Raw genomic sequence first — 21850 nt, 5'->3', positions numbered from 1 at the left:
CATAAGTGTGATAACGGTACACATCCTGACTTGATGAATTTAATTTCACTCCTTTGTAAATTGAAAAAGGCGTAATTTGGGCATCACACGATTGAAACCTTATGATCGTTATAGTGATTTTTTCGTATTGATTGGCGACTAAAAACAAGCCATGTCTATAATTATGTTTAATAGGGAGATTGGTATGAAGATATTGTTAACGGGTGGTACTGGATTTATTGGCTCTGAATTGGTCAAGAGTTGGAACACTGACGACGTGACATTGCTGACGCGGAGTCCTGAAAATGCGAAGCAAAACCTAAATCACCTCAACCAGAACAACCTTCATTACATTCAATCCCTTGATGAGCTCAGTGATCTCAATGACTTTGATGTGGTGGTCAACCTCGCGGGTGAGCCGATTGCCGATAAGCGTTGGAGTACAGAACAAAAAGAGAGGATCTGTAACAGCCGCTGGCACATCACTGAAAAGCTGGTCGAATTAATTCATGCCAGTAGCAACCCGCCACACGCTTTTATTAGCGGTTCAGCAGTGGGTTACTATGGCGATCAACAGCAGCACCCGTTTGACGAGTCACTGCAAGTAGAAGATGAAAGCTTTCCTCATAAAGTCTGTGCCCACTGGGAAAAGATAGCCAAGAGAGCACAATCAGAAAGCACACGCGTGATACTACTGCGAACAGGGGTTGTACTTGGCGAGAATGGCGGCGCACTCAAGAAGATGCTATTGCCTTATAAACTCGGCGTCGGTGGTCCAATAGGTTCAGGTGAGCAGTACATGCCATGGATTCACATTCTCGATATGGTGAGAGCCATCAATCACCTGTTGTCACTCCCCCACGCTCAAGGGGAATTCAATATGTGTGCCCCTCACCCTGTGACCAACAAACTGTTCAGCAGCACGTTAGCGAAACAATTAGGCCGACCGCATTTCTTATTCACGCCGAAATGGGCAATGTCGATTCTCATGGGGGAATCATCTTGTTTGCTATTTGACAGCATTCGCTCCAAGCCGAAGAAACTCACTGAGATGGGATTCATCTTTAGTTACTCAAGAATCGAGCCAGCACTAAAAAACTTGTTACAACATCAAGACTAATTCTTTACCCTAGAGCGATAGAGACTCTAATAAAGGATTAAGTGTGAACAAGTCGATTCTGATTACCGGTTGCTCAACAGGTATTGGCTATACATGTGCTCATGCACTTCAAAAGCGTGGTTTTCATGTCATTGCATCTTGTCGTGATCCACAAGATGTTCAACGCCTTCAAGATGAAGGCCTCACCTGTATTCAATTAGATCTTTCCAACCAAGAAAGTATTGAGCATGGCGCCAAGCTTGCTATTGATCTCGCACCTAATGGATTGTATGGATTATTCAATAACGGTGCTTACGGTCAAGCAGGTGCGCTAGAAGACTTACCGACCCAAGGACTCAGAGAACAATTCGAAACCAACTTCTTTGGTTGGCATCATCTCGTCTGTCAGATCCTTCCGCACATGCGCGAGCGTGGCGAAGGTCGAATCGTACAAAACAGTTCCGTATTAGGTTTTGCAGCCATGAAGTATCGTGGTGCTTATAATGCTTCTAAATTCGCGATTGAGGGTTGGACAGATACCTTACGATTAGAACTGCATGGCAGCGGTATACAGATCTCATTACTGCAACCAGGGCCAATTGAGACTCAATTTAGAACCAATGCCTTGAAAGCGTTCAATAAATGGATCAACATTTCTGGCAGCGCCCACCAAGACGCTTACCAACAACAAAAAGATCGACTCGAAAAAGAATCATCGAATAACGCTTTTGTCCTGCCTCCAGAAAGTTGTATTGAGCCGGTATTCCATGCTCTCACCGCCGACAAACCCAAGCTAAGATACCGAGTTACGACCCCGACTAAAGTGTTCGCGGTATTGAAAAGGATTCTACCGAGTCGCTTGCTAGACCCTATTTTGAGAAAAGCTGCATAAATTACTAACTTTGAATGCAGAGTCGCAAACTTTAATGTAACGATGTAATTTTTCCGTAACAATAAGATGTCATGATTATCCTATCCCATCAGTTATTCCCAATTGATGGTTCTACTCTGGAAATCTCATGACTTTAAACCGCCTTAATTGGGTAGGTGTGGGTCTGGCGATTACGTTGTTTATTCTGTTTTGAGTATCTCACGCAACGCCTCACTGACTACCTCGATGATAACGCTATGCCTTCCATGTTGAGATAACAATTATATCAACATCGAAGCATAGCGTTTTTCTATTTTTGGTTCTTTTTATCCGAGATAACCGAGTTAGATCTTGAAGTTACCGACTAATCCCCCCATATTTGCAACGTATCCACAAAACAAACCTCAAGGAACGTAAATGCAATCTCCGCATATTGTTGAACTTAATGAGCAGAACTTTCGTCAAGTATTAGAAGATTCGATGCAGACCCCTGTACTCATCCATTTTTGGGCACCAATGAGCCAAGAGAGCGCCCAAGTCATTCCTGAACTGCAAACTTTAACTCAGCAATACAACGGTGCCTTCACCTTAGCCCTGCTCAATTGCGAACAAGAGCAAGCTATTGCTAGCCAGTTTGGTGTTCAAGCACTGCCCACTATTGCACTGTTTGTTAATGGTCAGCCAGTCGATGGGCTCGGTGGCCCTCAAAGCATAGAAGCTATTGTCGATATGCTCAGCAAACACCTTCCTAGCCAAGATGAACTTGCTTTGCGTCAGGCTCTTGAGCAAATGCAAGCTGGCGAGCACACACAGGCACTAGCAGCAATGCAGCAACTTCCAGCAGAGCTGACGAATAAAGGTGAAGTAAAACTGGCGATCGCAGAGTGTTTGTTAGAAACGCAACAATTTGACCTTGCTGAAACTCAGCTAGCAACTATCCCTCTTGAGTACCAAGACAACTACTACAAAGGCTTAGTTGCAAAGCTTGAACTTCATAAACAAGCAGCAGACAGCCCTGAAATACAAGCATTAGAAGCAGCTCTTCAGCAAAATCCGAGCGACGCTAAAACAGCATCTGAATTAGCATTGCAATATCACCAAGTGAACCGCAGTGAAGAAGCTATGGATCTATTATGGTCTTTCCTAGCCAAAGATCTTAATGCTCTCGATGGTGACATGAAGAAAGAGTTCATGGACATCTTGAGTGCGCTTGGACAAGGTAACCCAGTTGCCAGTAAGTACCGTCGACAACTGTACTCTCTGCTTTACTAGTTAAACCTAAAAAGCCGTAGATTAAACATCGAAAATTGACAATTCAATCAATTAGTTTATCGCATAATAGAATGTAAAATGGGCCATAAAATCAATATTTTATGGCCCATTTCTCGTTTATAAATTTGCTCAGAATTTAAATATGAGCCAGTATCAATACTGAACTATCAAAAACTCAAACTTGCAAAGGATTTTGTATGCCTATTGATACCTTGATTACTATCGGCGTCTTTACTGCCGTCGCACTGTTATTTATCTTCGCTGGCGTAAAAACCGTTCCACAAGGCAACAACTGGACCGTTGAACGCTTCGGGCGATACACACACACCCTTAAACCGGGTCTTAACTTAATCATTCCATTTATTGATAAAGTTGGACAGCGCATCAGCATGATGGAGCGTGTTCTCGACATCCCAGCACAAGAAGTCATCTCCAAAGATAATGCAAATGTGGTTATCGATGCGGTTTGTTTTGTTCAAGTTATCGACGCGCCTAAGGCAGCTTATGAAGTGAATGACCTTGAACATGCGATCCGTAACTTAACCCTCACCAATATCCGTACTGTGCTTGGCTCGATGGAACTGGATGAGATGCTGAGTCAGCGTGACATGATCAATACCAAGCTACTGAACATCGTTGATGAAGCGACAAACCCTTGGGGCGTAAAAGTCACCCGTATCGAAATTAAAGACGTACAGCCACCAGCAGACCTTACTGCTGCGATGAATGCCCAGATGAAAGCCGAGCGTAATAAACGTGCTGATATCTTAGAAGCAGAAGGTGTACGACAAGCTGAGATCTTGAAAGCAGAAGGCCACAAGCAATCAGAGATCCTGAAAGCAGAAGGTGAGAAGCAAGCGGCAATATTGCAAGCAGAAGCCCGTGAGCGTGCCGCAGAAGCAGAAGCTAAAGCGACAGAAATGGTATCAACGGCAATTGCTCAAGGTGACATGCAAGCGGTCAATTACTTCATTGCACAAGGTTACACCGACGCATTGAAATCTATAGGCCAAGCTGAAAACGGCAAGATCATCATGCTACCACTCGAAGCAACTGGCCTTATGGGTTCTGTAGCGGGTATCGCGGAGATGTTTGCACATAAGAATGACAAAGGTAGTAAGGACTAACTTATGGTCGAATTACTAGAACAAGTAAACCACTGGCATTGGTTAGCGTTTGGTCTAGCATTGTTAGCGCTTGAGCTAATTGGAACCGCTGGTTACTTTTTATGGATAGGCATATCTGCCATGCTGGTCGGTGCCCTATTAGGAGCATTACCAATTGGTTGGCAGATGCAATGGCTGTCCTTTGCTAGCTTCTCTCTTATTACCACTTGGTTGTGGTGGAGAAGACAACTCTCGAATGACAAGCAATCGGATGCAGGGCGAGAATTAAACCAAAGAGAAAAGCAATTGGTAGGTCAAACCGTTATTTTAAGTGAAGACGTAAAGAAAGGTAGCTGTCGAATTAAGTTCGGTGACTCTTCTTGGTCAGCAAAGGCCAGTCAAGATATTCCATCTGGAACCGAAATTAAGATTGTCGCTTTAGACGGAATCGTTCTAATAATAGAACCTTTATAAACAAGAGCTATATGAAGCCTGCATTTTCAATAAATGCAGGCTTTTTCTATTTTTGAACCTTAATAATATTCGAATTATCATTGCGATAGATTGAATTGAAAAAAAAATAAGTTCTTATTTCGTAAAGCTAAAAAGTTTGATTGAGCTAAAAAGGTATAAGAAAGCCAGATTTCTTACCCAATATATATATGAATAGTTAACCTTACTCTCGCTTATTTATAATTATTAAAAATGTTAAGTCCGTCCAATTTTTGAAATTTTCTTTTCCTTGTCCATACTTTCAATTATCTCAATTAGAGATAAACCTAATGGAGTTTGTATGAGACATTTTTTAATAATTCTAACGGCTATTTTCAGCTTGTCATTTGGAAGCGCTCTAGCGAGCAGTCAGTCTCCTGGTAACGGAAACATGGGGCCTATCGTTAAGTGTTCAGATGGTAACGCAGTCACTCATGTACCACTGTTGATCTGTAAACATTACGGCGGAAAGGTGCTGTGATAGGTGCTGTGATAGGTGATTAAAGTCAGGCTAGTAATGAAATTGCTGCCTGACGATTATTTAGAACTGGAATAACCTAACTGCGGCCAGATAGATTATTCAAGATAGGACATTCCGTTGAAGTATCTCCAGGGCAGTCATGTACCCAAGATTGTAGCTGCACCTTCATCTTGTTTAACTCCGCAAGCTTCAACTCTATTTCATCTAACTTCTGAGTAGCCTTCTTCTTTACTTCGTAGCTTTGTCTGTTGGGATTCATTGCCAACTCAACCAGTGACTTACACTCATCGAGAGTGAAACCAACCATTTTAGCTCTCAAAACGAACTCTAACTGTTCGATATGAATCTCGCCATATTGCCTGTAACCATTTTCTGATCGGTGCGGTGGGCTCATCATGCCTTTACTTTCGTAAAAACGAATGGATTTCGCTGTTGTACCAACACGCTTCGCTACTTCACCAATATTCACAATCTTACCTGTAAGCCTAAAATGAAAAACCGCAGTACTGCTGTTATACAATACTGCGGCTGAAAACCATAGCTAGGGTGTAACGTTAGAAACTTACTCTTGTTCTAACAACCAAATCATAGTTTGAGATTTTTCTTCACTGTCTAGCTTATTGAACCAGTATGAAACCATTTCAATCTCTTTTGAGCCTTCTAGTGATGTTGGGGTAGCGTTCTTACGGTTCTTGAATGCCCAATCTGTTACTGCAGATTGCTCTTCTTTGGTTGCTTGACCATACCAGTAATTCACCATCTCTTGTGCTTGTGATGCTTTTGGCTCTTCAGCAACTACTGCTGCTACTGGAACAGCCGCGACTGGAGCAACCGCGATAGCTGTATGATTATTTGCACCGTTATAAATTGTGTCGATATACGCCTTTGGTACGATAAAAGTCGTGCTCATGACTGAGTTTTGGCCTTCAAGCGTAAATTCTAAATTCTTTTGTCTTGCTTGCTGAATATCAGCGTCACTTAATGGAAACTTAATATATTGAGTCTTAGTACAGTGCTCGCTGCAGCTTTCTCTTGGTACTTGTCTATCTTCTAATTCTATCGTTTTACCAAAAAAACTAACCGTTTCGTACTCTTTGTAACTTTGGAAGTAACTCACGTCCATAGTAATTGAAGATTCTGGGGCAGTATTTGGTGTTACTTCTTTATTGTATGTAAAGTAAAGCGACGACTTGAGAATGTCTGCGCCTACATTTGCTCTATTTTCTGCTACGTAAGATTGACCGGTTACTTTAATGTAACCACCTTTGGGCTGCACATCAGCAACTGAGTCTGCAAAATTACTTTGTGAATCGAGTGAACTACAAGCTCCCAAAAATAATGATAATACAACGACACTAACTTTATTCATTATGACTAATTCCTTATGTTCACTATGGAAAAACGCTGGCAAACAAAATTTACCAGCGTTTTAATTTTTATCTAACTGTTTAAGCTAAAGATTCTAGCTTAGAAACCGTATTCAAGACCAACGCGAGTTACGATATCTGTATCAGCGTCACCAACAGTACGACCCGCTACACGTAGGTAAGGTACGAAACCGTTATGAACAGCCATTAACTGACCAGAAATAGTGTTGCTGTCTGAGTTAGCGTCTTTCTTACCGTTTGTTTCAGACTCAAGGTTAGCTGCGTAGCCTAGTTTGAAACCGATTGGACCATTCCAGTATTGACCGATGATAGAGTAAGAATCTTGAGTTACTTTGCGGATGCTGTTATCTAGCTCTTCGCCTTTATATGCTGCAGCGAAACCGAAACCTGCTGGTAGGCTAGCTTCGAAACCAACAATGTATGCGAATGTATCATCATCGTAACCAGCTACTTCAGGAGCCTGTTCTGGGTTACCGTTTTCATCAAAAGACCAATCACCACCAGACGCGGCAACGACACGAGTACCAGATTCAACCGCACCCATTAATGTTACTTTCTCGAAGCTGTACTTAGCACTTGCGCCAACAAAGTTTGCGTCACGAGTTGCTGCACCACCACCGTTGTCGTTATCGTCACGACCAACAGAAGCTGCAAAAGAGAAACCGCCAAATTTAGCTGAATCGTAACGAACTTGGTTAGATTGACGATCGTAGTGACCGTTGATGCCGCCCCAATCGAATACAGAACCTAGACCAGGGTTAGAGAATGGCCAGTCGACGATTTCGTATAGTGGAGTAAGAACACGACCCACACGCAGGTTACCCCAAGAGCCAGAAGCACCAACGAACGTATCACGGAAACCAAGCACACCGCCTGAAACGCCGCCATGACCCCAGTCTGTGCTATCTACGTAGCCAGATTCAATCTGCATTGTGATTAATACGTCATCAAACATCTCTTTATGAGCACGGAAGCCGATACGAGATTCATTCTCTACAGCGTAACCAGTACTAGAGTCGTTGTTGTCAGTTGTGTTGTAGTTAACTAGAGAGATAGCTGCAACACCGTATACGTCAACGTTGAAATCAGAGTTGATACCAACTTCTTTCGCCATTACGCCTGTCGATAAAAGTGCAACGGATGCACCTAGTAGAGTACGTTTGAAAATTTTGTTTTCCATGGAATAAAACTCCTAAAAATGGATATAGCTGTTTGAATATTCCCCGCCTAAAGTTGGCCGCCGTAGAGAGAAATACCTTTTCTTGTTTGAGAACCCTAAACTCTGAATTCTCTATTTTCTTTCTGGTTATACACATCATGTGCATCCATGGCATTAAGACTAACTTCGCCCTCAAAAAGATCAATGAGAACTTAATTTTCATCTAAAAAAATATGAGTTGGTGCAAATTTAATAGGTACTTAGTGATCCAGATCGATAAATAGAAAAATCCTCACCAAAACAAAATCAATACCAATAAATTCAACAACTTGAGGTAATTATCACTTTGTAAAAATAGATATGACTCGCATTTTTGATACAACTACAATGGTATTTCATTAATGTTGAGCAGCGTCACTGTCCTGATTTTAGAGTTCGTATAGGAACAAAATTCTCAACAATTAAAAAGCCCTCATTTTTATATCAGAAACAAAAAAGGCACTCCCTTGAAAGGAGTGCCTTTGAGCTTTTTTTATCTGTATTTACTTACGAAATAAGGGCTATTAGATCTTCTTCTGTTCTTATTTCGATACCTAAATCTTGTGCTTTAGTTAATTTAGAACCCGCAGCTTCACCGGCAAACAAGATGTCCGTTTTCTTCGATACGCTACCCGTCACTTTCGCACCTAATGCTTGTAACGCAGCTTTAGCTTCACTTCGACCTAATTGCGACAATGAGCCTGTTAACACAACGACTTTACCTTCTAATGGTAGCTCTTGGTCATCGGCAGCTTCTTTGATGATTGGCCAATTCACACCTAGCTCTATCAGCTGATCGACGACCGCTCTGTTTTTCTCTTGTGAGAAGAAGCTGGTGATATGGCTAGCAACGATGTCACCAATATCTGACACTTCAACTAATTGTTCATGAGTAGCTGCTTGAACCAGTTCCAACGTCTTAAAGTGTTGCGCTAAGTTCATCGCTGTCGCCTCACCGACTTCACGAATACCGAGTGAATAGAGGAAACGCGCTAACGTCGTGTCTTTAGCTTTATTCAACGCACTCACGACGTTCTGTGCCGATTTAGGCCCCATTCGGTCAAGAACAGTAATCACGCCAGCACTTAGCTTAAATAAATCAGCAGGTGTTTCGACCATTTCACGGTCCACAAGCTGCTCAATAACTTTCACGCCCAGTCCATCAACGTCTAGCGCCTTTCTAGAAACAAAGTGTTTAAGTGCTTCTTTACGCTGCGCCTGACAGACTAAACCGCCAGTACAACGCGCTACAGCTTCACCTTCTACACGCTCAACCGCAGAACTACATACTGGGCAAGCATCAGGGAAAACAATGTCTCTAGCCGTTTCAGGGCGACGATCTAGTACAACAGCCACTATTTGTGGAATAACGTCACCTGCACGGCGAATAATAACGCTGTCGCCTACCTTCACGCCTAAACGCGCAATCTCATCGGCATTGTGTAAAGTGGCATTGCTGACCGTCACGCCACCAACGAAGATAGGTTCAAGTTTAGCAACCGGCGTAATAGCGCCAGTACGGCCCACCTGAAATTCAACGTCATTGAGCAGTGTAATCTCTTCTTGAGCTGGGAACTTATAAGCAATTGCCCAACGTGGCGCTCGTGCAACAAAGCCAAGTACTTCTTGAGCCGCGATATCGTCGACTTTGATAACAACGCCATCAATCTCGTAAGCCAGAGCATCACGACGAGTCATAATATCTTGGTAATAGGCTTTCACGTCTTCGAGAGAGCTCAGTTGCTTAGTCTCGGGGCACATAGGTAAGCCCCAACCTTTAAGCTGTAAAAAGCGTTGGTAGTGACTATTTGATAGCTCAGCGCCTTGTACAACACCGACACTGTATGCGTAGAAAGCTAGCGGACGTTTCGCAGTAATACGAGAATCAAGCTGACGCAGGCTACCTGCGGCGGCATTACGTGGGTTAACAAATACTTTCTCGCCTTTCTTCAACGCCATCTCATTCAACTTATCGAAACCCGCTTTTGGCATAAACACTTCGCCACGAACTTCAATACGCTGCGGCCAGCCTTCACCTTGTAACTTAAGTGGGATAGAGCTGATCGTACGCACGTTTTCAGTGATGTTTTCACCCGTCGCACCGTCACCACGTGTCGCAGCCTGAACTAAAATACCATTCACATAGAGTAGGCTAACTGCAAGGCCATCAAGCTTAGGTTCACAACAGAAAGTCTTGAGGTTAGCGGTTGGCGCTCTATCAGACATTCGCTTATTGAACGCATCCAAATCTTCATCAGAGAAAGCATTGTCCAGAGAAAGCATTGGGATCTCATGAGTCACTTGAGTGAAACCATCGAGAGGCTGACCACCAACACGTTGGCTCGGAGAATCTACCGTCACTAGTTCCGGGTTCTCTTCTTCGATCTTTAGCAATTGCTGCATTAATCGATCGTACTCGACATCAGGGATCTCAGGGCTATCTTCTACGTAATAACGAACGGCGTGATAATGCAGAGTTTCTCTTAACTGCTCTAAGGTAACTTGAATCGATTCTTTCATATCATTCTCTATCGTGATTGAAATATCAAAAAGGGCTCCCTTAGGAGCCCTTTTCTATAAATATAGATTATTTACAAGGCTAAACAATACGGCTAGGCATTCGATGCCGTCATAAAGTCTCTGATTTGCTTGCGGTAGTCAGATAAACGGTTTGGTGTCATTAAGTTGCGTGACTCATCCAACACGTTTCCGCCCATATCGTCAGCAATTTTCTGCGCCGCACTCAGCATCACATTGAAGTTTTGATCAGCTTGACCATAACAAGGCAACGTCATAAAGAACGAAATACCTTTAGTCGTGAAGTCAGCAGGATCATCATGTTCTAGCGTTCCTGGCTGCATCATGTTTGCAACGCTGAAAATAACCTTTGGTGCATCTGTAGATTGTGCAAAGCAGTGGTAAATAGACATCTCACCATAAGTTAAACCGTTGTTCTCCATGCTGCGGAAAAGTTCAGTCCCAACGAATGGGATCTCTCCAGCACAGTGAACATTAAGAACGATCACTTCTAAACCAAGTTCTTCATCTGGTTTTGCTTCTTCAACAGTCGCACTTTGCGGAGTCACGACTTCTTTCGCAACAACGGGCTCTCTTTGAGTAAGCGTTTCGTTTGGAACGACTGGCTCATCAACTGTTTCAGAAGGCTCTTCAAACGAACCGTACTGCACTTTAAAGCCGGCATGGTTTTCTTTTTGCTCGTCAGTCAACTCAAAGCTTGGAACTTCAGGCTCAACGTCCTTCTCTTCCTCAATCACTTCAGGTTCACTTTCAACCTTAATTGGGTCTTCTACGCTGAAAGAAGGAAGATCATTTAATTCGATATCATCTTCGTAAGCTTCTTTCGCTTGTGGCGCTGTTAGCGGATCTGAGTCGATCAGCGGATCAGTATCAGAGGGTGAAACAGCAAAATCCGGCTCTTTACGTTCTTTTCGGATTATCTCAAAATCATCTTCTGGGGCGAATGAACGGTTTGGAATAGTTTCTGCTTCATCTAAGCTGTCGTTATCAAGCTTACCGAGCGGCTTATCTCCAAACTTTGCTTTCCCTTCTTTTTTACTCGTCCATAGACCATGGAACAATAATGCGGCGATAGCTAATGCGCCAACAATAATGAGTACAAATCGCAATTCCTGCATTTTTCGCTCTCAGCTTTCTTAGTCAACTAGCTATAAACACGCTGTCACTAAGTTGGGTTAATTTGGCTAATCTCACTACTCTATCAAAAGTAGCCACTGTTTTAGAACAACTTAATACAATTAGTTCCTTACATGGTGTGATTTTCACCACGCTTTTTTTCTTAATTTCGGTCGAGTACACTAGACATGTTTGCTATTTAACCAAATTCACATGTGACCTAATTTAAATATGACTATTGAATCTGTTCCCCGCTCCGGCTTTGGCTATTTTATTTTCGGAATAAAAATCGCTTTATCACCGAGCATTCGTAAGTTTGTACTAATGCCACTTATCGCGAACGTGTTACTCGTTGGTGGTGCCTTGTTTTATATCTTCTCCAACCTAAACACTTGGATTGAAGGTTGGATTGGTGCATTGCCAAGTTTCTTGTCGTGGTTGTCATACATTTTATGGCCATTACTTGTGTTAACCGTCTTGGCCACATTCTCGTATTTCTTTAGCACGCTCGCTAACTTCATTGCCGCACCGTTCAACGGTTTACTCGCGGAAAAAGTTGAAGAGTTGTTGAGCGGTAAAAAAGTTAATGACGATGGTTTACTTGATGTCCTCAAAGATACCCCACGTATATTAGCGAGAGAATGGCGCAAGCTTGTCTACATTCTGCCAAAAGCGATCGGTTTATTCCTACTTTTGTTAATTCCAGCACTAGGGCAAACCGTTGCTCCGTTTTTATGGTTCATTTTCACAGCATGGATGTTAGCGATTCAATACGCCGACTACCCGTTCGATAACCATAAAATCAAATTTGATGACATGAGAAACAATTTGAAACAAAAACAAGGCAAGAGCTACAGCTTTGGCGCGCTTGTTTCTGTGTTCACCACAATTCCAATTCTAAACCTGATCGTAATGCCCGTTGCCGTTTGCGGCGCGACGGCAATGTGGGTTGCTGAGTTTAAAGACCAAGCTCTGCGTTCTCGTCTATAATTCTCGTCTATTACCCCGCCTATACTTCCTAGTTTCGCCTATCTTTTTGAAGTTCTGATTTCAATAAAGATAGGCGTGAATTCTGCTACATATCTATATGATATAACTTTTTAATCCTTTTACCTTTTTTTCAACTTGTTTAATCTAAATTCAAGCTGAATAAACATCGTAAGACACTAGACGGTAAAGTGATTGATATACTACGTTTAGTTCTGTCATTAAATGAAGGAATATCGCATGAGCAAGATCTACGAAGACAACACCCTAACGATTGGTAACACACCTCTAGTCCGCCTTAACAAAGTAAGCAAAGGTAACGTCCTAGCTAAGATCGAAGCTCGTAACCCAAGCTTCAGTGTTAAATGTCGTATCGGTTCAAACATGATCTGGGAAGCAGAAAAAGCGGGTACGCTTAAGCCAGGTATCGAGCTTGTTGAACCTACCAGTGGTAACACAGGTGTTGCACTTGCATTCGTAGCAGCAGCACGCGGTTACAAACTAACGCTAACTATGCCTGAATCAATGAGCCTAGAACGTCGTAAGCTGCTTAAAGCGCTTGGCGCAAACCTAGTGCTGACTGAAGCACCAAAAGGTATGAACGGTGCGATTGCTAAAGCAGAAGAGATTGTTGCTTCAGACCCAGACAAGTACCTACTACTTCAACAGTTCAACAACCCAGCCAACCCACAAATTCACGAGCAAACGACTGGTCCTGAAATTTGGGAAGCAACAGACGGCGAAATCGACGTGTTTGTAGCGGGTGTTGGTACGGGCGGTACTATCACAGGTACAAGTCGTTACATTAAAGGTGAAAAAGGCAAAGCGATCACTTCAGTAGCGGTTGAACCAGCAGAGTCTCCAGTGATTGCACAGGCACTTGCAGGTGAAGAAATCAAACCAGCTCCACACAAAATTCAAGGTATCGGTGCAGGTTTCATCCCTGGAAACCTAGATCTAGAGATTATTGACCGTGTTGAATCGGTAACTTCTGAAGAAGCGATTGAGATGGCTCAACGCCTAATGAAAGAAGAAGGTATTCTTGCAGGCATCTCATCTGGCGCGGCAGTTGTAGCAGCAAACAGAATCGCCGAACTACCTGAATTTGCAGGAAAAACTATCGTTACTGTACTACCAAGCTCTGGTGAGCGTTACCTAAGCACAGCCCTATTTGCTGGCATCTTTACGGAAAAAGAGAACCAACAATAATATGTGGTCAAATCAATTTTTCGTCCAAAAAAGCCCCGTTTAGGGGCTTTTTTGTTGATCCCTGCCCCACCTTTGGTAATATCGGGTCTGTTTTATTTTTCGCTTCAAAATAAAAGAAGCAATAAACAAATTCTGAAAGTCATGAGTACTCAGCAAAAGACGACCATGGCTGGATAAAAATTTATAACCAGTCTAAGTTCTAACACGAACATGGCGTACTAGCCTCTAGCGCATTTGGGCTAAAGCAGTTAAGCTAATCTGGTTACAAACTTACAAAAAATAAATTAATTGGGGTATATAAAATGTACGAGAAGCAAGTAGAAATCACAGCAGAAAACGGTCTTCACACTCGTCCAGCTGCACAGTTCGTTAAAGAAGCAAAATCTTTCGACGCTGACATCACAGTGACTTCTAACGGCAAAAGCGCTAGCGCGAAAAGCCTGTTCAAACTACAAACTTTAGGCCTAGTAAAAGGTACTAACGTTACTATTTCAGCTGAAGGTCCTCAAGCTCAGCAAGCAGTAGACCACCTAGTTGCTCTTATGGATCAACTACACTAATACGGTCTCCTTCTTTCAAAGCCATTTTGCATAGCAAAGTGGCTTTGTTCGAAATAGATAGGAATAAGCGCGACATTAGTCGACGACTTAAAGTCACACACTCTCCCGTTTACAGTTGAACAACTAAGGTAAGGCTATGATTTCAGGCATCCTAGCATCTCCTGGTATTGCTTTCGGTAAAGCACTACTACTTCAAGAAGATGAAATTGTCCTAAACACTCAATCTATCTCTGACGACCAAGTTGAAGCAGAAGTACAGCGTTTCTTTGACGCTCGTAACAAATCTTCTCAACAGCTTGAAGTTGTTAAGCAAAAAGCACTTGAAACTTTTGGCGAAGAAAAAGAAGCAATCTTTGAAGGCCACATCATGCTGCTTGAAGATGAAGAGCTAGAAGAAGAGATTTTAGCACTCATCAAGAAAGAAAAAATGCACGCAGACAACGCGATCCACACTGTGATCGAAGAGCAAGCTTGTGCGCTTGAATCTCTTGATGATGAGTACCTAAAAGAACGTGCAACTGATATCCGCGATATCGGTACTCGTTTCGTTAAAAATGCTCTAGGCATCAACATTGTGTCTCTATCAGACATCAGTGAAGAAGTTATCCTAGTAGCTTACGACCTAACGCCATCTGAAACTGCACAAATCAACCTAGACTACGTTCTTGGTTTCGCTTGTGACATCGGCGGTCGTACATCTCATACTTCAATCATGGCACGTTCTCTTGAGCTTCCAGCTATCGTTGGTACTAACGATATCACTAAGCAAGTTAAGAACGGCGACATGCTTGTGCTAGACGCGATGAACAACAAAATCATCATCAACCCTTCTGAAGTTGAATTAGCAGAAGCTAAGAAAATCAAAGCAGATTTTGAAGCAGAAGCGGCTGAACTAGCAAAACTAAAAGATTTGCATGCTGAAACTCTAGACGGTCACCGTGTAGAAGTTTGCGGCAACATCGGTACAGTAAAAGACTGTGACGGTATCCTGCGTAACGGCGGTGAAGGCGTTGGTCTGTACCGTACTGAATTCCTATTTATGGACCGTGACGCGCTTCCTACTGAAGAAGAGCAATACGTTGCTTACAAAGAAGTAGCAGAAGCAATGGAAGGCGAGTCAGTGATTATCCGTACTATGGATATCGGTGGCGACAAAGACCTACCATACATGGACCTTCCACAAGAGATGAACCCTTTCCTAGGCTGGCGTGCAGTACGTATCAGCTTGGATCGTCGTGAAATCCTACGTGACCAACTACGTGGCATCCTACGTGCGTCTGCACACGGTAAACTACGTATCATGTTCCCAATGATCATTTCTGTTGAAGAGATCCGTGAACTGAAAAAAGCAATCGAAGAGTACAAAGTTGAACTTCGCGCTGAAGGCCTAGCTTTCGATGAAGAAATCGAAATCGGCGTAATGGTTGAGACTCCAGCTGCTGCTGCAATCGCACACCACCTCGCGAAAGAAGTTTCTTTCTTCTCTATCGGTACTAACGACCTAACGCAATACACTCTTGCGGTAGACCGTGGTAACGAAATGATTTCTCACCTATACAACCCACTGTCTCCTGCTGTTCTTACAGTAATCAAGCAAGTGATCGACGCATCACACGCTGAAGGTAAGTGGACTGGTATGTGTGGTGAGCTTGCTGGTGATGAGCGTGCAACGCTACTTCTACTTGGTATGGGTCTAGATGAGTTCTCTATGAGCGGTATCTCTATCCCTAAAGTTAAGAAAGTAATCCGTAACTCTAACTTCGCTGAAGTTAAAGCTATGGCTGACGAAGCACTATCTCTACCAACAGCTGCTGAAATTGAAGCTTGCGTAGAAAAGTTCATCGCTGAGAAAACTCAGTAATCGCCAATCGCTTAATAACGTTAGACGGCTAAAAATAGTCGTCTAATTTGTTAGATTGGTATAGTATATTCTACAGAATAAAACTAAACGTTAGGAGCATGACACAATGGGTCTGTTTGACAAACTGAAAAAGCTTGTATCTGATGACAGCGCTGATGCTGGTGCAATCGAAATCATCGCACCTCTTTCTGGTGAAATCGTAAACATCGAAGATGTGCCAGATGTAGTTTTCGCTGAAAAAATCGTTGGTGACGGCATCGCGATCAAACCAGCTGGCGACAAAATGGTAGCTCCAGTTAACGGTACTATCGGTAAGATCTTCGAAACTAACCACGCATTCTCTATCGAGTCTGACGACGGTGTTGAGCTTTTCGTTCACTTCGGTATCGATACTGTTGAACTTAAAGGCGAAGGCTTCACTCGTGTAGCTGAAGAAGGTCAATCTGTTAAAGCTGGTGACACTATCATCACTTTCGACCTAGCGCTTCTAGAAGAGAAAGCAAAATCTACGCTTACTCCAGTTGTTATCTCTAACATGGACGAAATCAAAGAGCTGAACAAGCTTTCTGGTTCTGTAACTGTTGGCGAAACTCCAGTTCTTAAAGTAACTAAGTAATCTCGATTACTTATCTGCTTTAATTAAAACGCTACCTAAGGGTGGCGTTTTTTGTGCCTGCTATATAGTTCTAATGCCAGATTACCAGCCGCTTTGGCCTTATACCTAACAACTACAAATCCCCTTCTTCTTTGGGCCTCTCACGAACAGAGATCCCTGACATCTCGCTCGGTTCGATTCTGGGATGACGATTAAACACTATGGTTTAAGCCTGAGTGATTGTTACTCAAACCGACCTCTTCTATACAGTTAGCTATAGAGTCACCAATACCCAACTCCCGTCATTCCCTACAGTGAGGCACGAACGTGATAGGGAATCTCGCTTTCCAATCAACTACCAACACCACAACTCCCCTCTCTTCTCCAAATTTCAGGCAATAAAAAACCCAGCCGAAGCTGGGTCTGTTTAGCGCTCATCTCTCACCACGAGCTAATTTGTGGAAGCCTAACGTCAACACTATTGGTCAACGTGGCTTTTCAATCGATTAACCTAGTAGGCTAAGTGCCGAGTTCGGTGCTTGCTTCGCTTGAGCAAGAATCGAGCTTGAAGCTTGAGAAAGGATCTGAGACTTAGTCATCTGAGTCGTTTCTTTCGCGAAGTCGGTATCTTTAATACGGCTCTTAGATGCGTTAACGTTCTCGTTAATGTTGTCTAAGTTGCTGATAGCGTGGTCGAAACGGTTTTGGAAAGCACCTAGCTCAGCACGGTGACTGTCTACATACTTAAGGGCCGCATCGATTACTGCTACAGACTCTTGTGCGCCGCCAACAGATGTTACGTCGATAGTATCAACCGTTACGTCTTTAGCTGCTTGAATACCTAGCTCGCCCGCAAGACCGCCAGAGAAAGACACATCGCCGCTCACTTTGTTGTTGCCTGTGAACATTTGTAGCTTGCCGTCTTCAGTAACAGACGCTTTAACAGAATCTTGTTGACCGTTGATGTAAGTCGCTAGCTCTTCGATGTCATCACCCGCTTTTGCGCTGATGTCGATTTCTTGTGCTTGGCCGAAGTTGTCAGTGAACGACAGTTTTAGGTCGTTAGAGCCCGCTTGAACGTTCCAGTCTTTGTCTTTCGCGTTCTCAGTTTGGTAGCTCTTACCACCCATCTGAGCGTTATCAGAGCGCATGTCTTTCAGTTGAAGCATTACAGCTTCACCGTTATCCGCACCGATTTGGAATGATTTAGTACCGTGAGTACCGTTAAGCAGCTTGTTACCACCAAAAGACGTCGTTTCCGCGATACGGTTCAGTTCGTCGTTCAGTGCTGTTACTTCTTCTTGAATCGCTACACGCTCAGATTTTGAGTTTGAGCCGTTTGAAGATTGTAGAGACAAATCACGCATACGTTGCAGGATGTTAGTCGTCTCGTTCATTGCACCTTCAGCAGTTTGTGCAATTGAGATACCGTCGTTCGCGTTACGTACAGCAACATCAAGGCCACGACTTTGAACGTTCAAACGGTTCGAGATTTGTAGACCCGCAGCGTCATCTTTTGCGCTGTTGATTTTTGAGCCAGAAGCTAGACGCTCCATTGATGTTTGTTGTGCGCTGTTTGCATTGTTTAGGTAACGTTGCGCTGTCATCGCTGAAACGTTTGTATTTACATTCACTGCCATGGTGACTTCTCCAATTGATTTTCCGGTATAGCGGTTTCCGACGTCTCGGAAAACCAAGTAGTTATCTCTAAGTTACTTTTAATAACGGCGTGATTGGCGAAACCTTTAGGAAAAAAACAACAAATTTAAAGAAATAGCGGTAAAACAGAAGAAAGCGTGACTGGTCGTAAAATTATCGAAAAAAGATGAGAAAATCGCTAAAGTTGCCGGGAAGTCAGTCGAGTGAGAAATTGTATTTTTATTCGCCAAAAAGCACCGGCCAAGCTGAAATGCTTTTATAAGATTGTAGGTAATTCATTAACCTAATAACGTTAAAGCTAGATTCGGCGCTTGCTTGGCTTGAGCGAGTATCGTTGTGCTCACTTGCTGCAGTATTTGTTGCTTGAGCATTTGAGTGGTTTCTTTGGCGTAGTCGGTATCTTTGATTCGACTGTTTGATGTCGCCAAATTCTCATGAACGTTTTCAAGATTGTTAATGGCATGATCAAAGCGGTTTTGCATTGCCCCTAATTCAGAGCGATGGCTATCGACATACTTCATCGCCGTATCCAAAATAGAGACGGCGCGCTGAGCACCACCCACATCCGTTACATTGATGTCATTAACTGACTCGTAATAGCCCGCTGACATCGAAAGCTCACTGGCTAACGAGCCTGAGAAAGAGATCGTGCCTGCCGTGTCTTCGCCTGACATATAGATCTGAAGCTGCCCTTCATCATTGACGGAAGCCGAAACCAGATCCGTTTGACCATTGATATAAGTCGCTAGCTCTTCAATGTCATCGCCCGCCTTGGCATTAATGTTGATCTCTTGAGGCTGACCAAAACGATCGGTAAACGCCATCGTCATATCTGTCTGGTTGGATTTAACTTCCCACGAGTCATTTGCCATGCCATTGGCAACATAGCTAAAGCCGCCCATGTTGATATCATCGGTGCGCATGTTTTTCAAACCTATCTGCACCGCCTCACCAGAGCTGCCACCGATTTGAAACGAGGTGTGCCCAAAACTGCCGTTAAGGAGTTTTTTACCACCGAATGAAGTGGTTTCGGCAATTCGATTCAGCTCGTCATTTAACGCGGTGACTTCTTCTTGAATAGCGATTCGTTCCGATGAACTATTCGAGCCGTTACTCGCTTGTAGGGATAAGTCTCGCATGCGCTGCATGATATTAGTGGTTTCATTCATCGCCCCTTCTGCAGTCTGCATAATGGAGATACCGTCGTTAGCATTTCGAACAGCAACATCAATGCCACTCATCTGTGCTTCTAATCGATTTGAGATCTGTAAGCCAGCCGCATCGTCTTTTGCACTATTAATACGGCTCCCTGAAGCTAAGCGCGCCAAAGATTGGTTCAGCATGTTGTTAGCATTAGAGAGGTTTCTCTGGGCCACCAGCGCTGAGACATTTGTATTAACAGTTATAGCCATAGACCTTCGCTTACAAAAAGATGAATAAAACTCACGATTGCTCTTATATCGACCAGTTCATATAAAGCTTTAATAAAAAAGGAGCCCTGAGGCTCCCTTTCTTTGCTGCAGATGAGGTGATTTACTTAATCGTTAATACACTCAACATGTCAGTTGAAGGTGCAAAGTAGTAAGCGCCAGTCACTGCTTTGGTAAAGCGAAGCAGTTGGTCTGTTTTGCCATCTGTTGTACCGTACATGCTCTCTAACATCGCATCGAAGTTATGACGAACGTTACAGTAAGCAATGAACAATAAGCCGTGGTCGCCCGTAGCATTACCGTAAGGTAGACTGTGGCGAACAATCTTAAGCCCCTTGCCTTCTTCTTTGATATCCACACGGCCAACGTGAGACGCCGCAGGAACATCATCTAACTCAATTGAATCAGGTTTAGTTCGGCCAATCACTTTCTCTTGTGCCGATACATTCAAACGATTCCAAGCTGGCAGGTTATGCACAAAACGCTGCACCATTACATAACTACCACCAGCGAATTCACCCTCAGGCACAATAGCGACTTCAGCACGTTGTGCGTCTTTCGGGTTTTCAGTGCCATCAACAAAGTCTGTCATGTCACGAGAGTCTAGGAAGCGATAACCATAAGTTTCATCAACCACTTCAACATCAGCTGCAACTTCAGATAGCAATTTACGCAAGATAAAGAAGTGCAGATCATGTCGGTTTGAATGACAGTGAATCAGAACGTCAGACAGTGTGCTCGGTGCTGTGATATCACCTTCACCCAGCACAGGGAAGTCGATCAAATCAGCGGGCGCTGCTTGCTCGAACCTATCCCAAAAAGCTTTTGAGAACGCAACCGATGCCGTTAAGTTCGCATCAGGCTGAGTTTGGTTTAGTTCGTCGATTAGAGTCGGAAGCTTTTGAATTTCTGCTAGTACATTAGCAGTATTAGCGTTCACTTTAAGTTGAACGTAAAGCGCGAAAGGCCCAGCTTCAGGCAAAATAGCACTTTGAACGTTAGGCTGCTCATTTGAAACATTAAGCATAGATTATTCCTTCCAGTTTTAGCTTCTAAGTATAATTGTGAATGGGACAAATGTTTTGATGAGAATCAGTCTTCGAGCTCAACCACTTTAAAGCAATCCCTTGCAGCATGGCTATTGGTTAGATAAAGCGCTAACCACAGCAGCAACAATAGGGTGATGCCATTTGACCAACGGAACCATCCGTTATCCAAATAGATTAAATAAATCGTATGGGAGCCCTGTGCCAAGATAGCCATCATGGTAACCCAACGTCCCCATGACACGACTTTGTTAAGGCGCTTTCTATCTGGCGATCTTAGCCCAAATAACCACATCAGCAGCAAACTAGGCACACTCAACGCGATCCCGACATAAAACATCTGATGGTCTGGGTAGATTATCTCAAGAATATCGGTTCCCGATTCTCGGCTTGCGCCTGCAACAATGAAAACGACCAAGGCTTTCGCAAGAAACAACCAACCTAGCCAGAGCAAGATTGGAGCTTTCAAAAAGCCGTGCTTGTCGTATTGTTCTATGGAGTACCGCACAAATCTCACTTTCACTTATTTTCAAACCAACACTTTAACGCAAATCATTCATACTTAACTAGCTTTGCGTTATCTTAGTAGCCAATCCGTTTTAATTGTCGAACTCAGTATGAAAAACAAAACTAATACGCCCTCTGTTGAATCTCAACAGGAAGCACTGAAGATAGCCAAAGCGACTCAAAAGCCAGCTCAAACCAAAGAACAAACTAAACTGATTGCTCAGGGTATCGAGAAAGGCATCGCACTGTACAAGAAACAGCAAAAAGAACGCAGCCGCCAAGCCGATAAAGCTAAAAAGCGCGTACAGAAAGAGAAGCAGACTCTACAAGCGAACCAAGACCAAGAACAGAATGTCGACTTGGATAATGAAACAACATCAAATCACGCCAGTAAATTGCCGTGGTTATTATTGTTCGCTAGCTGGATAGGCTTCGCGATTTATTTGATGAAATAAC

21 protein-coding genes are annotated in these 21850 nt (G+C 43.3%); 12 read left to right on the top strand and 9 right to left on the bottom strand.

Features of this window, described 5'->3' with window-relative positions; all coding sequences use genetic code 11:
• Positions 1–184 precede the first annotated feature (184 nt).
• From LMH68_RS12090 to LMH68_RS12065, 6 genes are all read left to right on the top strand, one after another.
• Positions 185–1099, top strand: coding sequence for a TIGR01777 family oxidoreductase (locus LMH68_RS12090; RefSeq protein ID WP_229647135.1), 915 nt, complete (start codon positions 185–187; stop codon positions 1097–1099).
• Positions 1100–1142: 43 nt separating this feature from the next.
• Complete coding sequence (locus LMH68_RS12085) at positions 1143–1970, top strand: SDR family oxidoreductase (RefSeq protein ID WP_017061923.1); 828 nt, start codon at positions 1143–1145, stop codon at positions 1968–1970.
• A 396-nt stretch (positions 1971–2366) separates the two neighbouring features.
• Entirely contained in the window at positions 2367–3221 is an 855-nt protein-coding gene (locus LMH68_RS12080) for a co-chaperone YbbN (protein ID WP_229647136.1), read from the top strand.
• A gap of 197 nt (positions 3222–3418) precedes the next feature.
• Positions 3419–4348, top strand: a complete 930-nt coding sequence (locus tag LMH68_RS12075; protein ID WP_017063395.1) for an SPFH domain-containing protein — start codon at positions 3419–3421, stop codon at positions 4346–4348.
• A gap of 3 nt (positions 4349–4351) precedes the next feature.
• Positions 4352–4801, top strand: a complete 450-nt coding sequence (locus LMH68_RS12070) for an NfeD family protein (RefSeq protein WP_017061926.1) — start codon at positions 4352–4354, stop codon at positions 4799–4801.
• A gap of 319 nt (positions 4802–5120) precedes the next feature.
• Positions 5121–5300: a hypothetical protein gene (locus LMH68_RS12065; protein ID WP_017061927.1), complete on the top strand. Its 180-nt coding sequence runs from the start codon at positions 5121–5123 to the stop codon at positions 5298–5300.
• Between the two features lie 76 nt (positions 5301–5376).
• Here LMH68_RS12065 and cueR read toward each other — a convergent pair whose 3' ends face one another.
• The 5 genes from cueR to zipA all read right to left on the bottom strand — a co-directional run bounded on the left by cueR (position 5377) and on the right by zipA (position 11542).
• The gene (gene cueR / locus LMH68_RS12060; protein ID WP_017061928.1) at positions 5377–5769 is read right to left on the bottom strand and encodes a Cu(I)-responsive transcriptional regulator; all 393 of its coding nucleotides are present in this window, start codon (positions 5767–5769) and stop codon (positions 5377–5379) included.
• A gap of 93 nt (positions 5770–5862) precedes the next feature.
• Positions 5863–6669 carry a DUF2057 family protein gene (locus LMH68_RS12055; RefSeq protein WP_229647137.1) on the bottom strand — a complete coding sequence of 269 codons (807 nt, stop codon included), beginning with the start codon at positions 6667–6669 and terminating at the stop codon, positions 5863–5865.
• 98 nt (positions 6670–6767) lie between these two features.
• Entirely contained in the window at positions 6768–7868 is a 1101-nt protein-coding gene (locus tag LMH68_RS12050) for a porin (RefSeq protein WP_102332550.1), read from the bottom strand.
• A gap of 525 nt (positions 7869–8393) precedes the next feature.
• A complete protein-coding gene (ligA, locus tag LMH68_RS12045) occupies positions 8394–10406 on the bottom strand; it encodes an NAD-dependent DNA ligase LigA (protein ID WP_017063392.1) in 2013 nt (670 codons plus the stop codon).
• A 92-nt stretch (positions 10407–10498) separates the two neighbouring features.
• Positions 10499–11542, bottom strand: a complete 1044-nt coding sequence (gene zipA / locus LMH68_RS12040; protein ID WP_017061932.1) for a cell division protein ZipA — start codon at positions 11540–11542, stop codon at positions 10499–10501.
• A gap of 229 nt (positions 11543–11771) precedes the next feature.
• On the opposite strand from zipA, the gene cysZ reads away from it, so the two are divergent.
• The 5 genes from cysZ (at position 11772) to crr (ending at position 16773) form a co-directional block, all read left to right on the top strand.
• Positions 11772–12530 (top strand): sulfate transporter CysZ, encoded by a 759-nt coding sequence (gene cysZ, locus LMH68_RS12035; protein WP_029235129.1) that lies wholly within the window; start codon positions 11772–11774, stop codon positions 12528–12530.
• A gap of 237 nt (positions 12531–12767) precedes the next feature.
• A complete protein-coding gene (gene cysK / locus LMH68_RS12030) occupies positions 12768–13736 on the top strand; it encodes a cysteine synthase A (protein ID WP_017061934.1) in 969 nt (322 codons plus the stop codon).
• 302 nt (positions 13737–14038) lie between these two features.
• Positions 14039–14296, top strand: coding sequence for an HPr family phosphocarrier protein (locus LMH68_RS12025; RefSeq protein WP_004734263.1), 258 nt, complete (start codon positions 14039–14041; stop codon positions 14294–14296).
• 136 nt (positions 14297–14432) lie between these two features.
• Positions 14433–16157: a phosphoenolpyruvate-protein phosphotransferase PtsI gene (gene ptsI, locus LMH68_RS12020; protein ID WP_229647138.1), complete on the top strand. Its 1725-nt coding sequence runs from the start codon at positions 14433–14435 to the stop codon at positions 16155–16157.
• Between the two features lie 106 nt (positions 16158–16263).
• Complete coding sequence (gene crr, locus LMH68_RS12015; RefSeq protein WP_004737851.1) at positions 16264–16773, top strand: PTS glucose transporter subunit IIA; 510 nt, start codon at positions 16264–16266, stop codon at positions 16771–16773.
• A gap of 485 nt (positions 16774–17258) precedes the next feature.
• Here crr and LMH68_RS12010 read toward each other — a convergent pair whose 3' ends face one another.
• From LMH68_RS12010 to LMH68_RS11995, 4 genes are all read right to left on the bottom strand, one after another.
• The gene (locus LMH68_RS12010) at positions 17259–18392 is read right to left on the bottom strand and encodes a flagellin (protein ID WP_102300543.1); all 1134 of its coding nucleotides are present in this window, start codon (positions 18390–18392) and stop codon (positions 17259–17261) included.
• Positions 18393–18689: 297 nt separating this feature from the next.
• Entirely contained in the window at positions 18690–19823 is a 1134-nt protein-coding gene (locus tag LMH68_RS12005) for a flagellin (RefSeq protein ID WP_229647139.1), read from the bottom strand.
• A 121-nt stretch (positions 19824–19944) separates the two neighbouring features.
• Positions 19945–20868 carry a Dyp-type peroxidase gene (locus LMH68_RS12000; RefSeq protein WP_229647140.1) on the bottom strand — a complete coding sequence of 308 codons (924 nt, stop codon included), beginning with the start codon at positions 20866–20868 and terminating at the stop codon, positions 19945–19947.
• 65 nt (positions 20869–20933) lie between these two features.
• Complete coding sequence (locus LMH68_RS11995; RefSeq protein WP_017060696.1) at positions 20934–21395, bottom strand: DUF2919 domain-containing protein; 462 nt, start codon at positions 21393–21395, stop codon at positions 20934–20936.
• Between the two features lie 109 nt (positions 21396–21504).
• Here LMH68_RS11995 and LMH68_RS11990 point away from each other — a divergent pair, with 109 nt between their 5' ends.
• A complete protein-coding gene (locus tag LMH68_RS11990; RefSeq protein WP_229647141.1) occupies positions 21505–21849 on the top strand; it encodes a DUF2956 domain-containing protein in 345 nt (114 codons plus the stop codon).
• The last annotated feature ends 1 nt before the right edge of the window (position 21850 follow it).

Source organism: Vibrio sp. F13 (assembly GCF_020806305.2).
Lineage (GTDB): Bacteria > Pseudomonadota > Gammaproteobacteria > Enterobacterales > Vibrionaceae > Vibrio > Vibrio crassostreae_C.
This window is presented reverse-complemented; position numbering and strand designations above follow the sequence as displayed.